Here is a 14,203-nt window from a genome sequence, read left to right as displayed (position 1 = left end):
CGGGTGGGGCATCGCGCCCCGGGCCACGGGTCTTTTCGCGGGTGCGGCCGTCCGGCCGCGGTGCCCCCGGCCTGCTCGGCGGCGGCCGCGGCCGCCCGCTTCTCGCCCTCCGCCTTGGTGCGCTTGACGAAGCCGACGGTCCACAGGGCCAGGCCGCCGAGGGTGCCGTAGATCATGAAGGGGCTGATGGTCACCATGGTGGAGGTGTCCAGGACGTACGACAGGGCGATCCGGACGGCCGCCTCGATCAGGTAGACCACGCCCCACACCAGCGTCATGCGGCGCTGGGCGTTGCGGAAGCCCTCGTACTGCCACAGGCCGTTGTAGTACGCGACGCCCGCCGGGGTGCCGTCCGTGCCGAACTTCCGGCCGAAGTAGAACATCAGCGGACGCGGCGCGAGCAGCGTGGCCAGGCACAGCAGCCCGAACAGCCCCGTGACGGCGGAGTCCTTGACCAGGAGGGCCCGGGTGGAGTTGGCGCCGATGAGGGAGACGGCGGCCGTGATCGCCAGGAACACCAGGGTGACGATGGCGAACTCGTCCAGCTTGCGCCGCCAGGCCACCATGATGGCGGTGTCGAGGACCGGCCAGGCGCCACTGACGAGCAGGGCCGAGGCCTCGCTCCATCCGTGGTCGTCGACGAGCGTGTTGTAGGTGACGATCGGCGCGACGATGCTGAGGGCGACCGTCAGGATCAGGCCGATGGCGGCGGCTCCGCCGGAGCGTGCGGGAGGTGAAGGCTGTACTGCTGCCGTGGACAAGGTTCCCCCTGGAACGTGCTGAGTAGTGCGGTAAGGGGACCGTAAGGAACTGTCAGTGACATGTACAAGTCGACACGGCTCAAAATGATCGCCAAGCCGTGCGGAGCGCCCAATTCCGCACAACGGGGCGCGCAGCCGCCCCGGTTCAGGCGCGCAGGCCCCTGATGATCAGCCCGACGACGGCCTCGAACTCCGCCGTGATCGTGGGGGAGAGCCAATCCGCCACGTATTGCGGGTCATGGAAGCGGCCGGTGGCGTCGAAGACGGCGCGCGCGGCGGCCGGCACGTCGGGCGCGGCCAGGGTGCCGGCGGCGACGCCCTCTGCGATGATCCGGGTCAGCTGGTCGATCAGCTCCGTCAGGTGGGTGTCGACCACCCCGCTGTTCTCGCCGAGCAGCACCGTGTACGTAGCGAACAGCTCAGGGTCGTCGCCCGCCTTGTGGCGCTTGGCCTCGAAGAGGGCCTCCAGCCAGGACTCCAGCTTGGAGGGGGCCGCCTCTCCCGGCGCCGAGGCGATCCCTTCCAGCATGACCACGCTCTTGGCGAGCCAGCGGTCGGTCACGGCCTCCCGCAGCGCCGCCTTCGAGGGGAAGTGCCGGTAGACGCTGCCGTGGCTGACGCCCAGGGCGCGCGCCACGTCCACGACGGTGGCCTTGGTCGGGCCGAAGCGGCGCAGCACCTCCTCGGTGGTCTCGAGGATGCGCTCGGGGGTCAGGGGCTCGGCAGCAGCGGAGGGCATGGGTACGACCGTACCGCCAGCTCAGTGCTCGCTGTCGAGGTGGGCCATCTGCGCGGCCGGATACCGGTCGCCGGACGCGGCCCCGGCCGGCACCGCCGCCTCGATGGCGGCCAGGTCGGCGTCGGTGAGCTCGACCGGCAGCGCGCCGAGGGCCTCGGCCAGCCGGTCCCGGCGGCGGGCACCCACCAGGGGCACGATGTCGACTCCCTGCCGCGGGCCCTGGGCGAGCACCCAGGCGATCGCTGTCTGGGCGACGCTCACGCCCTTCTCCCCGGCGACCTTGCGCAGGGCCTCGACCAGGTCGAGGTTGCGGCCGAGGTTCTCGCCCTGGAAGCGGGGGCTCATCCCGCGGAAGTCGCCGGGGGCGAGGGCGCGGTCCCGGCTGAAGTGTCCGCTGATCAGGCCGCGGGACAGCACGCCGTACGCCGTCACGCCTATGCCGAGCTCGCGGGCGGTGGGCAGGATCCGGTCCTCGATGCCGCGGGAGATCAGCGAGTACTCGATCTGGAGGTCCGAGATCGGGGCCACCGCCGCGGCCCGGCGCAGGGTGTCCGCGCCGACCTCGGAGAGGCCGATGTGCCGCACGTGCCCCGCCTGCACGGCCTCGGCGATGGCGCCGACGGTCTCCTCGATCGGGACGTCGGGGTCGACGCGGGCGATCCGGTAGACGTCGATGTGGTCCCGGCCGAGCCGCTGGAGCGAGTAGGCCAGGAAGTTCTTCACGGCCTCGGGCCGCCCGTCGTACCCGGTGAATCCGCCCTCGACGGTCCGCAGGGCGCCGAACTTGACGCTGGTCAGCGCCCGCTCGCGGGCGGCGGCCGGGGCCGTGCGCAGGGCTTCGTTGATCAGCAGCTCGTTGTGGCCCATGCCGTAGAAGTCGCCGGTGTCCAGGAGCGTGTCCATGCCCTCGGGCGCCGCTTCCAGGAAGGCGTGGATCGTGGCGAGGGACTCGGCCCGGTCGGCCTCGCCGTAGAGCGCGGACATGCCCATGCAGCCCAGGCCCAGCGGGAAGACGGACGGGCCGGTGGCGCCGAGACGGACGGCGGCGGGGGCGGCTGCGGGGACGGACGCGGAGGTGTTCTCGTTCGTGGTCATGGAACAAGAATGGCATGACGGCTGACAGATTTCAATATCTGTCACTCGATGGGCTGAGTGAGGTACGGAAGGGCGCACCAGGAAAGAACGACCCCCGGGCCCGGCGGTCAGCCCGCCGGAGCCGGCCCCGGGGCCGGGGGCAGCCCGCCGTCCATCCGCGGACCCGGGGCCTGACCCGACGCCGGGGGAGGGGGAGAGGGCGGGGAAGAGGGGGAGGCCGGGGCGGACGCCGACGGCTCCAGCTCCCGCGCGGTCCGCAGCGCGGTGGCATGCGCCCACGGGCCGGTGGTGACCGCCCCCACGACCAGCACCAGGAACGCGCAGCCCGTGATGATCCACCACGCGGGCCGGGTCGCCGTCGCGAAGTCCGCGCCGCCCGAGGTCCCGGCCGCCAGCACCGCCCCGATGACCGCCACGCCCAGCGCCCCGCCGGTCTGCCGGCTGGTGGAGGCGATGGCGGCCGCCACCCCCGCCTGGGAGCGCGGCATCCCGGACAGCGCCGTGTTGGTGATCGGGGCGTTGACCAGGCCGAAGCCGATGCCGAAGAGGACGTAACCGGTGAACATCAGCGGCGTGGAGGCCTCCGCCGAGAACGCCGCGAACAGCAGCCCGCTCGCGCCCATGGCCACCCCCGACACCAGCAGCGAGGGCCGCGGCCCGTGGCTGGCCACCAGCCGCCCCGAGACCGGCGCGCACAGGAAGGCCATCGCGGCCATCGGCAGCATGTGCAGCCCCGCGTCCAGCGCGCTCAGCCCCCGCACCTCCTGGAGGTAGAGGGTGGTCAGGAAGAGGAATCCGGAGAGCGAGGCGAAGGTGCTCACGGCGATCACGGTCGCCCCGCTGAAGGGGGCGCTGCGGAAGAACCGGGGGTCGATCAGCGGGTCCCGGCGCCGGGACTCGTAGAACAGCAGCCCGCCCAGCGCGGCCGCCGCACCCAGCGCGCACGCCAGGATCGGCGGCGAGCTCCAGCCCTCGGACGGCGCCTCGATGATCGCGTACGTCACCCCGCCCAGCAGCACCACGACGAGCAGCTGCCCCACCGGGTCCGCCCGCCGCGGCCGCTCGGAGCGGGACTCCGGCACGAACCGCAGGGTCAGCGCCAGGGCGACCAGTCCGACCGGCAGGTTGACCCAGAAGATCGACCGCCACCCCACCGAGTCCACCAGCAGCCCGCCGATCAGCGGACCGGCGGCCATCGAGATGCCGACCACCGCGCCCCAGACGCCGATGGCGCGGGCGCGCTCCTTCGGATCGGTGAAGGTGTTGGTGATGATCGACATGGCGACGGGGTTGAGCATGGCCCCGCCGACGGCCTGGACCATCCGGAAGGCGATCAGCCAGTGCAGGCCGGGCGCCAGGGAGCACAGCACCGACCCCGCGGTGAACAGCACCAGTCCCACGGCGAAGACCTTCCGCCGCCCGACCCGGTCCGCCGTCGACCCGGCCAGGATCAGCAGCGAGGCGATGACCAGGGTGTAGGCGTCGATGGTCCACTGCATCCCCGAGACCGACGCGTCGAACTCGCGGCGCATCGCCGGCAGGGCCACGTTCAGGACGGTGTTGTCCAGGCTGACGATCAGCAGGCTCATGCAGCAGATGCCCAGGACGAGCAGGCGGTGCCGACGGCTCCCTTGATCCACGCCACTCATGTGATGCATACCGCCGATCGTACGAATAAGTAAGGAACGGTGCTGCGGGACAATGGGGGGATGACCACGCTTCCCGCCCCCCTCGTGATCGGCCCGCACACCGTGCAGCCCCCGGTCGTGCTCGCGCCGATGGCCGGCATCACCAACGCCCCCTTCCGGACCCTCTGCCGCGAGTTCTCGGGCGGCAAGGGGCTGTTCGTGAGCGAGATGATCACGACCCGCGCCCTGGTCGAGCGCAACGAGAAGACCATGCAGCTGATCCACTTCGACGAGAGCGAAAAGCCGCGGTCGATTCAGCTGTACGGGGTGGACCCCGTGACGGTCGGCAAGGCGGTCCGCATGATCGTCGAGGAGGACCGCGCCGACCACATCGACCTCAACTTCGGCTGCCCCGTCCCCAAGGTCACCCGTAAGGGCGGCGGCTCCGCGCTCCCCTACAAGCGCCACCTGCTGCGCGCCATCCTCCGCGAGGCCGTGGCGGGCGCCGGCGACCTGCCGGTGACCATGAAGATGCGCAAGGGCATCGACGACGACCACCTCACCTACCTCGACGCAGGCCGGATCGCCGTCGAGGAGGGGGTCACCGCCATCGCCCTGCACGGCCGCACCACCGCCCAGCACTACGGCGGCACCGCCGACTGGGAGGCCATCGCCCGCCTCAAGGAGCACGTGCCGGAGATCCCGGTGCTCGGCAACGGCGACATCTGGTGCGCCGAGGACGCCCTGCGCATGGTCCGCGAGACCGGCTGCGACGGCGTGGTCGTGGGGCGCGGCTGCCTGGGCCGCCCCTGGCTGTTCAACGACCTGGTCGCCGCCTTCGAGGGCCGCCCGGAGGACTTCCACAAGCCCACGCTGCGCGAGGTCAAGGCCGCCATGCTGCGCCACGCGCAGCTGCTGGGGGAGTGGATCGGGGACGAGGCGCGCGGGGTGATCGACTTCCGTAAGCACGTCGCCTGGTACCTCAAGGGGTTCGCGGTGGGCTCGGAGATGCGCGGGAAGATGGCGGTCGTCTCCTCCCTGGCCGAACTGGACGCTCATCTGAGCGAGCTCGACCTGGACCAGGCCTGGCCCGAGAGTGCGGACGGCCCGCGCGGCCGGACGTCCGGAAACAACCGGGTTGTCCTGCCGGACGGCTGGCTGAAGGATCCGTACGACTGTGCCGGTGTGAGCGAGGAAGCGGAGCTGGACACGTCCGGAGGCTGACAAATCGCCCTCCGGCGTGCGTGATATACGCCACGCATGGGAGAGGTTTCGCTCAGATGAGCGCGTAAGTCACGGGTAAGACTTCCAAAGGGTGGCACTGGGTGCCACCCTTTGTTCGTTCAAGAGTTGAACGCAAATGTATCGATGATCGCTCATCCGAGCGCGATCAAGCGGTTTCAGGCACCTCACCCTTCGGGATCTGAACGCTGTTCGTAGCTTCTCATTACCGACCGGTTACTTTCGATACGGTGGCGCACGGGTGGTTACGGCCCCATGACCGCCAAGTGGACGTACCGATAAGCCTTCGATCTGGGTATGTTCCTGGCCGTCAGGGCAGCCACCCGAGTCCTCGAGGAGTCGAGACCCGTGTCGGAAAACAAAGATCAGAAGTTCGTCTACGACTTCACCGAGGGCAACCGGGACCTCAAGGACCTTCTCGGCGGCAAGGGGGCCAACCTCGCCGAGATGACCAACCTCGGTCTCCCGGTCCCTCCCGGCTTCACCATCACCACCGAGGCCTGCAAGGTCTACCTCGAGAGCGGTTCGGCCCCGGCCGAGCTGCGTGACGAGGTCAGCGCGCACCTCGCCACCCTCGAGACGAAGATGGGCAAGAAGCTCGGCCAGTCGGACGACCCGCTCCTGGTCTCCGTGCGCTCCGGCGCCAAGTTCTCCATGCCCGGCATGATGGACACGGTCCTCAACATCGGCCTCTCCGACGAGTCCGTGGTCGGCCTCGCCGCCCAGGCCGACAACGAGCGCTTCGCCTGGGACTCGTACCGCCGCCTGATCCAGATGTTCGGCAAGACCGTCCTCGGCGTCGAGGGCGAACTCTTCGAGGACGCCCTCGACGAGGCCAAGGCCGCCAAGAAGGTCACCGTCGACACCGACCTCGACGCCGCCGACCTCAAGAAGCTGGTCAAGGCCTTCAAGAAGATCGTCGCGAAGGAGGCCGGCCGCGAGTTCCCGCAGGACGCCCGCGAGCAGCTCGACCTCGCCGTCGAGGCCGTCTTCAACTCCTGGAACACCGACCGCGCCAAGCTCTACCGCCGCCAGGAGCGCATCCCCGGCGACCTGGGCACCGCCGTCAACATCTGCTCCATGGTCTTCGGCAACCTCGGCCCCGACTCGGGCACCGGCGTCGCCTTCACCCGCGACCCCGCCAGCGGCCACGCCGGCGTCTACGGCGACTACCTGCAGAACGCGCAGGGCGAGGACGTCGTCGCGGGCATCCGCAACACCGTGCCGCTCGCGGACCTGGAGGCCATCGACAAGGCCTCGTACGACCAGCTCATGGCGATCATGACGAAGCTGGAGACCCACTACAAGGATCTCTGCGACATCGAGTTCACCATCGAGCGCGGCCAGCTGTGGATGCTCCAGACCCGCGTCGGCAAGCGCACCGCCGGCGCCGCCTTCCGCATCGCCACCCAGCTCGTGGACCAGGGCCTGATCAGCGAGGCCGAGGCCCTCCAGCGCGTCACCGGCCACCAGCTGGCGCAGCTGATGTTCCCGCGCTTCGACGAGTCCGCCAAGACCACCCTCCTGGGCCGCGGCATCGCCGCCTCCCCGGGCGCGGCGGTCGGCAAGGCCGTCTTCGACTCCTACACGGCCGTCAAGTGGTCCCGCTCCGGCGAGAAGGTCATCCTGATCCGCCGCGAGACCAACCCCGACGACCTGGACGGCATGATCGCCTCCGAGGGCATCCTGACCTCGCGCGGCGGCAAGACCTCGCACGCCGCCGTCGTCGCCCGCGGCATGGGCAAGACCTGCGTCTGCGGCGCCGAGGACCTCGACGTCGACACCAAGCGCCGCCGGATGACGGTCGGCGGGACGGTCATCGAAGAGGGCGACGTCGTCTCCATCGACGGCTCCACCGGCAAGGTCTACCTCGGCGAGGTACCCGTCGTACCGTCCCCGGTCGTCGAGTACTTCGAGGGCCGCATGCACGCCGGCGCCGACGACGCCGACGAGCTGGTCGGCGCCGTGCACCGGATCATGGCCTACGCCGACCGCGTCCGCCGCCTGCGGGTGCGCGCCAACGCCGACAACGCCGAGGACGCGCTGCGCGCCCGCCGCTTCGGCGCCCAGGGCATCGGCCTGTGCCGCACCGAGCACATGTTCCTCGGCGAGCGCCGCGAGATGGTCGAGCGCCTGATCCTCGCGGACACCGACTCCGAGCGCGAGGAGGCACTCAGTGCCCTCCTGCCGCTGCAGAAGAAGGACTTCGTCGAGCTGTTCGAGGCGATGGACGGCCTGCCCGTCACCGTCCGCCTCCTCGACCCGCCGCTGCACGAGTTCCTGCCCGACATCACCGAGCTCTCGGTGCGCGTCGCCCTCGCCGAGTCCCGCCAGGACGCCAACGAGAACGACCTGCGCCTGCTCCAGGCCGTGCACAAGCTGCACGAGCAGAACCCGATGCTGGGTCTGCGCGGCGTCCGCCTCGGCCTGGTCATCCCCGGCCTGTTCGCCATGCAGGTCCGGGCGATCGCCGAGGCCGCCGCCGAGCGCAAGAACGCCAAGGGCGACCCGCGCGCCGAGATCATGGTCCCGCTCGTCGGCACCGTCCAGGAGCTGGAGATCGTCCGCGAGGAGGCGGACGGGATCATCGCCGAGGTCGAGGCCGCCACCGGCACCAGCCTCAAGCTCAGCGTCGGCACGATGATCGAGCTGCCGCGCGCCGCGCTGACCGCCGCCCAGATCGCCGAGGCCGCGCAGTTCTTCTCCTTCGGCACGAACGACCTGACCCAGACGGTGTGGGGCTTCTCCCGCGACGACGTCGAGGCCAGCTTCTTCACCGCCTACCTGGAGAAGGGCATCTTCGGGGTGTCGCCCTTCGAGACCATCGACAAGGACGGCGTCGGCTCCCTCGTGCGCCACGCGGTCCAGCAGGGCCGGGCCACCCGCCCCGACCTCAAGCTCGGCGTCTGCGGCGAGCACGGCGGCGACCCCGAGTCGGTGCACTTCTTCCACGAGGTCGGCCTCGACTACGTCTCCTGCTCGCCCTTCCGGATCCCGGTGGCGCGCCTGGAGGCCGGCCGTGCCGCCGCCGAGGCCAAGGGCTCCGACAGCCGCTGAGCCCGGCCCCCTGACAGCGCCCGCCCCCGGTTCCCTGACTGCCGGGGGCGGGCGCTTCCCACTAAGCGGAAGACCCCTGGGCCTCACCCGGCCGGGTTTCGCGAAATATTCAACGAAGTCATTACGGCGCCAGGCGGCGGACGGATCCCCACCCGTCCGCCGCCTGCCGCCTATCCGCCAGGCACGTCGGCGCTTCCCGGTGCGACCGACCGCCAGGCCCCGCAAAGCCCCCCACGGCCTTCACGGAGCGTTTCGGTCGCGCCGGAGTGTGCCTGGCGGAGTACAGGATTTCGCTTGTCACGCCCCCGCCGAAAGGGGTTTCAACTGTGGCCGAAAGGGCGTGGTGACCACGTGTGACGGCGTGCATACTCATGGGGCGGGGGGATTGCGGTTGCACAGGTGGGGGTTCGGTGCTGCGTATCCATTTCACTGGAGTGGACCTGGCACGCGTACGGATGGCAGGGCGTCCCGATGCGTTGTGGGAAACGATTCTTAGTTTTCATCGCTTAAGAGACCGGCGTGACGCCCGGCTGTTCGGCGAATGGCGTACGGAAGCCCGGAGCCGGTTGAATGGTGAAACAAGGCTGCTGAGCGCGCTCATACCGGCTCGCGGCTATTTCCCCGATTTCCTGACCCCCTCCGAGGGCCAGTACGGGTGGGACGTCGGCCTCGACGCCCTGCGCGGGCTCCCCGCGGACCGGCTGCGCCACGAGCTCTCCCTCGTGGGCGCGGGCGCCGCCGCGGGCTTCGGCGCGGCCTTCGGGACCCCGCCGCCGACCCGGCTGCGGGAGTTCATGGACGGCGGCACCAAGTACCTGCCCCGGCTGCTGGGCGAGCTGCGCGGCTACCACCGCGCGGCCGTGGAACCGTACTGGACCCACATCCAGGCCCAGATCGAGGCCGAGCGGGCCGCACGCGGCCGCGCCCTCCTCGACGGGGGCGCGGACGAGCTGCTGGCCTCGCTGCCGCCGATGCTGCGCTGGCGGGCGCCGGTGCTGGAGTGCGAGTACCCGGTGGACCGGGACGTACGGCTGCGGGGGCGCGGGCTGCTGCTCCAGCCGTCGTTCTTCTGCCGGCGCACCGCGGTGACCCTCCACGACCCGCAGCTGCCGCCCGTGCTGGTCTACCCGGCCGCCGCCCAGCTGGCCGGCGCCGGAGCCGGCGGGGAGGCCGCCCGGCCCGCCGAGGAGCAGCGCCAGCGCACCCTGGGCAAGCTGGTGGGCCACACCCGCTCGGTGGTGCTGCGGGCCATCGGGGACGGGGCCACCACCAGCGAACTGGCCCGCCGCGCCGGGGTCTCCCTGGCCTCGGCGAGCCAGCACGCCTGCGTGATGCGCGAGGCGGGCCTGGTGACCACCCTGCGCCACGGCAACGCGGTCCTGCACACGGTGACCCCGCTGGGCGCGGCCCTCCTCAAGGGCGGCGCGGTGGTCTCCTGAAGGATCGGTTCACCTGGGCGGCGACCCCTCCGGCCGCCGCCCAGGCACCGGCCCTGACCTGCGCTTTCACGCCCGGCCAAGAAAATTCGAAAAAATCTCGCGTCCGGCGATGAGTTCCGGCGGCGCCCCCGGTCTACCCCTCGACAGCGACGAACGGAGCACGCGCGCCGCGCGGCCCGCCCCAGAGAGAAGAGACACCGGGATGTCCTCCACCATGATCTTCGTCAACCTGCCCGTCAGCGACCTGGAGGCCACCAAGGCGTTCTGGGGCAAGCTGGGCTACTCCTTCAACGCCCAGTTCACCGACGAGAACTGCGCCTCCATGCCCATCACCGACACCATCGTCGCGATGTTCCTGACCCACGGCCGCTACAAGGACTTCACCCACAAGGCCATCGCGGACGCCCGGACCACCTCCCAGGTGCTGCTGTGCCTGAGCGCCGAGAGCCGGGACGCGGTGGACGAGCTGGTCGACGGGGCCCTGGCGGCCGGGGCCACCGAGCCCCGCCCCGCCCAGGACCACGGCGTCATGTACGGCCGGGCCTTCGACGACCTCGACGGCCACACCTGGGAGATCATGTGGATGGACCCGTCCGTCGTCCAGGGCTGACCCTCCGCCTCACGAGGTCGCGGCGGTCCGCACCGGGTAGGTCCGGACCGCCACCTCCTCGTCGTCCAGACAGCGCCCCGACTCCAGGTCGAAGCGCTGCTTGAGCAGCGGCGAAGCCACGAACGCCCGCCCCGCCGACCAGCCCACCAGCCCGCGCGAGAGCACCTGCGCGCCGGTGAAGGGGTCCTGGTTGCCGATCGCGTACGGGCGCCCCGCGCGGTCGACGAACACCGCCGCCTGGCTCCCGTCCGGGAGCAGGGCCGCCACCCCGCGCCCGGGGACGAGCGAGGACAGCTCGCACACCGTCAGCCAGCCTTCTGCCACCCGCAGTTCCACGGTCATCGGACCGGACCTCCTATGGTCAGGACGGCCAGGTCGGGCTTGACCTGGTCACGTTCGGGGACGAACCGCACGGTCGGGTCGGGCGCGCCGGGCGCGTTCACGAAGGACACGAACCGCCGCAGCCGGTCCGGGTCCTGGAGAGTCTCGGCCCACTCGTCGCGGTAGTGCGCCACGTGCTCGGCCATCAGCGACTCCAGCTCCGCGCACAGCCCGAGCGAGTCGTGGACCACCACGTCGCGCAGGTGGTCCAGGCCCCCCTCCAGCCGCTCCAGCCAGGTGGAGGTGCGCTCCAGCCGGTCGGCGGTGCGGATGTAGAACATCAGGAACCGGTCGATGAGCCGCACCAGTTCGGCGTCGGAGAGGTCCTGCGCGAGGAGGTCGGCGTGGCGCGGGACGGCCCCGCCGTTGCCGCCGACGTAGAGGTTCCAGCCGTTGGCCGTCGCGATGACCCCGAAGTCCTTGCTCTGCGCCTCCGCGCACTCGCGGGTGCAGCCGGATACCGCCGACTTCAGCTTGTGCGGGGCGCGCAGGCCCCGGTAGCGCAGCTCCAGGTCGATGGCCATCCGCACGCTGTCCTGGACCCCGTAGCGGCACCAGGTCTGCCCCACGCAGGACTTCACCGTGCGCAGGGCCTTGCCGTAGGCGTGCCCGGACTCGAAGCCGGCGTCGACCAGCCGGGCCCAGATCCGCGGCAACTGGTCCACGCTCGCGCCGAACAGGTCGATGCGCTGGCCTCCGGTGATCTTCGTGTAGAGGCCGAAGTCGCGGGCCACCTCGCCGATCACGATCAGCTTCTCCGGGGTGATCTCGCCGCCCGGGATGCGCGGCACGACCGAGTACGAGCCGTTGCGCTGGAGGTTCGCCAGGAAGTGGTCGTTGGTGTCCTGGAGGGCCGCCTGCTCCCCGTCGAGGACGTAGCCGCTCGCGCCCACGGCCGGGGCGAGCGAGGCGATGATCGAACCGACGGCGGGCTTGCAGACCTCGCAGCCCTCGCCGCCCCGGGCCGCAGGCCGGCCGTGCCCGTCCAGGAGCTCCCGGAACGAGGCGAGGCGGCGGGTGCGGACGATCTCGTACAGCTCCGCCCGGGTGTGCGCGAAGCAGCCGCACAGCCCCGGGTCGGCGGCGGGCGGCAGCAGCTGCCCGATCACCTTGACGCAGCCGCCGCAGCCCGTCCCGGCCTTGGTGCACTTCTTGACCTCGGCCAGGGTGGAGCAGGCGGTGATGGCCCCCTTGGTGACGTTGTGGCAGGAGCAGATCACCGCGGTGTCGGGCAGCGCGGCCGGGCCCAGCTGCGGGGCGGGGCCGAGCCCGGCGGGCAGCACCAGCTGCTCGGGGGCGACCGGCGGGACGCTGCCGGTGAGCGGGCGCAGCGTCCCGTAGGCGTCGGCGTCGCCGACCAGGACCCCGCCGAGCAGGACGCCGTCGGCGGACACGACGAGCTTCTTGTAGATCCCGGAGCGGGAGTCGGACCAGACCACGTCCAGGCTGCCCTCGGCCGTGCCGTGCGCGTCGCCGAAGGAGGCCACGTCCACGCCGAGCAGCTTCAGCTTGGTGGACAGGTCGGCGCCGGTGAACTCCCGTTCGCGGCCCAGCAGGTCCTCGGCGGCGGTCTCGGCCATCTCGTAGCCGGGCCCGACCAGGCCGTAGACCCGGCCGTCCACGGCTTGCGCGCACTCGCCGATCGCGTACACGCGGGGGTCGGAGGTGCGGCAGCGGGCGTCGACGGAGATCCCGCCGCGCTCGCCGACGGCCAGGCCGCAGTCCCGGGCGAGCTGGTCGCGGGGGCGGACCCCGGCGGAGAAGACGACGAGCCCGGTGTCGAGGGACGAGCCGTCCGACAGGCTCATCCCGGTGACCGAGCCGTCCTCGCCGGTCAGCACCGCCTGGGTGCCGACGCCCGTGTGCACGGTCAGGCCCATGTCCTCGATCGTGCGCAGCAGGGCCGCGCCGCCGCCCTCGTCCACCTGGACGGGCATCAGCCGGGGAGCGAACTCCACGATGTGCGTGGCCAGTCCGAGGCCCTGCAGGGCGCCGGCCGCCTCCAGCCCGAGCAGGCCGCCGCCGACGACGGCTCCGGTCGTGCGGTCCTTCGCGTACTCCTCGATGGCGAGGAGGTCCTCGACGGTGCGGTAGACGAAGCAGCCGCGGGCGTCCTTGCCGGGGACGGGCGGGACGAACGGGTAGCTGCCGGTCGCCAGGACCAGCACGTCGTACGGGAAGACGCGCCCGGAGCGGGAGGTGACCGTACGGGCCTCCCGGTCGACGGACTCGGCGGGGTCGCCCAGGTGCAGGTCGATGCCGTGCTCCGCCATGAAGCCGGCCGGGGTGAGGGAGAGCTCCTCGGGGCTGGTGCCGGAGAAGTACGAGGTGAGGTGCACCCGGTCGTAGGCGGGCCGGGGCTCCTCGCAGAGCACGGTCACCCGGTGCGTGGCGGTGGCCCCGCGTTCGGCGAGCGCCTCCAGGTAGCGCTGGCCGACCATGCCGTGCCCGATGAGCACGATCGCGGGCTGGGGCTCGGTCATGTCAGTGGCCTCCGTCGTCGGTGAGCAGGTGGAACGTGTCGTGCGGTGCGTCCAGGGACTCGTCGCCCTCCCAGGTGCGGGCCAGGGCCCCCACGGTGGAGAGTTCGCCGAGCAGGACCCCGCCGACGAGCCGGTCGCCGCGCAGGACGACCTTGCGGTAGGTGCGGCGGGTGGCGTCGGCGAGGCGGACCACGTCGTCGCCGGGGAGCGGGGTGGGGTCGCCGAAGGCGGCCAGGTCGAGGGGGCGGTCGGCGCCGCCGAGGGTGAGCCGGGTCAGGGCGCGGGTGCCGGTGTAGTCGGTGGGGGAGCCGGAGAGGGTGGCGGCGAGGGCGTCGGCCTGCTCCAGGGCCGGGCCGGCCAGTCCGTAGAGCCGGCCGGCGTGCTCGGCGCAGTCGCCGATGGCGTGGACGTACGGGTCGCTGGTGCGCAGCCGGTCGTCGACGACGACGCCCTTGCGGACCTCCAGGCCGGCCGCCCGGGCCAGTCCCGTGCGGGGGCGGACGCCGCAGGCGAGGACGACGAGGTCGGCGTCGAGGCGGTAGCCGTCGGCGAGCTCGACCCCGGTGACGCGGGGGCCCCGGCCGGGCGGGGCGGGGGGCTGCCGGCGCGGCTGCGGGCCGTGGCCGGGTGCGGCGCCGTCGGCTGGGGCGCCGTCGGCTGGGGCGCCGCCCCCGCGCCCCAGCGCCTCGAACGCCGGCGGGGCCGGATCCCGGCTCGCCTCGGCGCCGGCCCGCGGCCCGTCGCCCGCGCCGGGTACGAGCGCACCGG

The 14,203-nt window shown here is 71.9% G+C and carries 11 protein-coding genes; 4 read left to right on the top strand and 7 right to left on the bottom strand.

Features of this window, described 5'->3' with window-relative positions; genetic code table 11:
- From ACFVXK_RS05215 to ACFVXK_RS05200, 4 genes are all read right to left on the bottom strand, one after another.
- Positions 1–761 (bottom strand): VC0807 family protein (locus ACFVXK_RS05215; protein ID WP_389610164.1); only part of this gene is annotated, 761 nt, incomplete at its 3' end.
- Between the two features lie 145 nt (positions 762–906).
- The gene (locus tag ACFVXK_RS05210) at positions 907–1,500 is read right to left on the bottom strand and encodes a TetR family transcriptional regulator (RefSeq protein WP_389610163.1); all 594 of its coding nucleotides are present in this window, start codon (positions 1,498–1,500) and stop codon (positions 907–909) included.
- A gap of 21 nt (positions 1,501–1,521) precedes the next feature.
- Positions 1,522–2,595 (bottom strand): aldo/keto reductase, encoded by a 1,074-nt coding sequence (locus ACFVXK_RS05205; protein ID WP_389610162.1) that lies wholly within the window; start codon positions 2,593–2,595, stop codon positions 1,522–1,524.
- 107 nt (positions 2,596–2,702) lie between these two features.
- Complete coding sequence (locus tag ACFVXK_RS05200; RefSeq protein WP_389610161.1) at positions 2,703–4,253, bottom strand: MFS transporter; 1,551 nt, start codon at positions 4,251–4,253, stop codon at positions 2,703–2,705.
- Between the two features lie 51 nt (positions 4,254–4,304).
- On the opposite strand from ACFVXK_RS05200, the gene dusB reads away from it, so the two are divergent.
- From dusB to ACFVXK_RS05180, 4 genes are all read left to right on the top strand, one after another.
- Positions 4,305–5,447 (top strand): tRNA dihydrouridine synthase DusB, encoded by a 1,143-nt coding sequence (gene dusB, locus ACFVXK_RS05195; RefSeq protein ID WP_389610160.1) that lies wholly within the window; start codon positions 4,305–4,307, stop codon positions 5,445–5,447.
- 366 nt (positions 5,448–5,813) lie between these two features.
- Positions 5,814–8,522 carry a pyruvate, phosphate dikinase gene (gene ppdK / locus ACFVXK_RS05190; RefSeq protein WP_389610159.1) on the top strand — a complete coding sequence of 903 codons (2,709 nt, stop codon included), beginning with the start codon at positions 5,814–5,816 and terminating at the stop codon, positions 8,520–8,522.
- Positions 8,523–8,932: 410 nt separating this feature from the next.
- A complete protein-coding gene (locus ACFVXK_RS05185) occupies positions 8,933–9,961 on the top strand; it encodes an ArsR/SmtB family transcription factor (RefSeq protein WP_389610158.1) in 1,029 nt (342 codons plus the stop codon).
- Between the two features lie 202 nt (positions 9,962–10,163).
- Entirely contained in the window at positions 10,164–10,571 is a 408-nt protein-coding gene (locus ACFVXK_RS05180) for a VOC family protein (protein ID WP_389610157.1), read from the top strand.
- Positions 10,572–10,580: 9 nt separating this feature from the next.
- Here ACFVXK_RS05180 and nirD read toward each other — a convergent pair whose 3' ends face one another.
- From nirD to ACFVXK_RS05165, 3 genes are all read right to left on the bottom strand, one after another.
- Positions 10,581–10,913: a nitrite reductase small subunit NirD gene (gene nirD, locus ACFVXK_RS05175; protein WP_389610156.1), complete on the bottom strand. Its 333-nt coding sequence runs from the start codon at positions 10,911–10,913 to the stop codon at positions 10,581–10,583.
- Entirely contained in the window at positions 10,910–13,435 is a 2,526-nt protein-coding gene (nirB, locus tag ACFVXK_RS05170; protein ID WP_389610155.1) for a nitrite reductase large subunit NirB, read from the bottom strand. Before nirB ends, nirD begins: the two co-directional genes overlap by 4 nt.
- Before the next feature lies 1 nt (position 13,436).
- Positions 13,437–14,203: FAD-dependent oxidoreductase (locus ACFVXK_RS05165; RefSeq protein WP_389610154.1), on the bottom strand; the 767-nt coding region annotated here is incomplete at its 5' end.

Source organism: Streptomyces sp. NPDC058157 (assembly GCF_042884105.1).
In the GTDB taxonomy this organism is placed as follows: domain Bacteria; phylum Actinomycetota; class Actinomycetes; order Streptomycetales; family Streptomycetaceae; genus Streptomyces.
This window is presented reverse-complemented; position numbering and strand designations above follow the sequence as displayed.

What these genes read in the sequence shown, in the direction of transcription:
- ACFVXK_RS05210 (WP_389610163.1), bottom strand. Translation starts at nt 1,500, where the DNA reads ATGCCCTCCGCTGCTGCCGAGCCCCTGACCCCCGAGCGCATCCTCGAG.
- ACFVXK_RS05205 (WP_389610162.1), bottom strand. Translation starts at nt 2,595, where the DNA reads ATGACCACGAACGAGAACACCTCCGCGTCCGTCCCCGCAGCCGCCCCC.
- ACFVXK_RS05200 (WP_389610161.1), bottom strand. Translation starts at nt 4,253, where the DNA reads ATGCATCACATGAGTGGCGTGGATCAAGGGAGCCGTCGGCACCGCCTG.
- dusB (WP_389610160.1), top strand. Translation starts at nt 4,305, where the DNA reads ATGACCACGCTTCCCGCCCCCCTCGTGATCGGCCCGCACACCGTGCAG.
- ACFVXK_RS05180 (WP_389610157.1), top strand. Translation starts at nt 10,164, where the DNA reads ATGTCCTCCACCATGATCTTCGTCAACCTGCCCGTCAGCGACCTGGAG.
- nirD (WP_389610156.1), bottom strand. Translation starts at nt 10,913, where the DNA reads ATGACCGTGGAACTGCGGGTGGCAGAAGGCTGGCTGACGGTGTGCGAG.
- nirB (WP_389610155.1), bottom strand. Translation starts at nt 13,435, where the DNA reads ATGACCGAGCCCCAGCCCGCGATCGTGCTCATCGGGCACGGCATGGTC.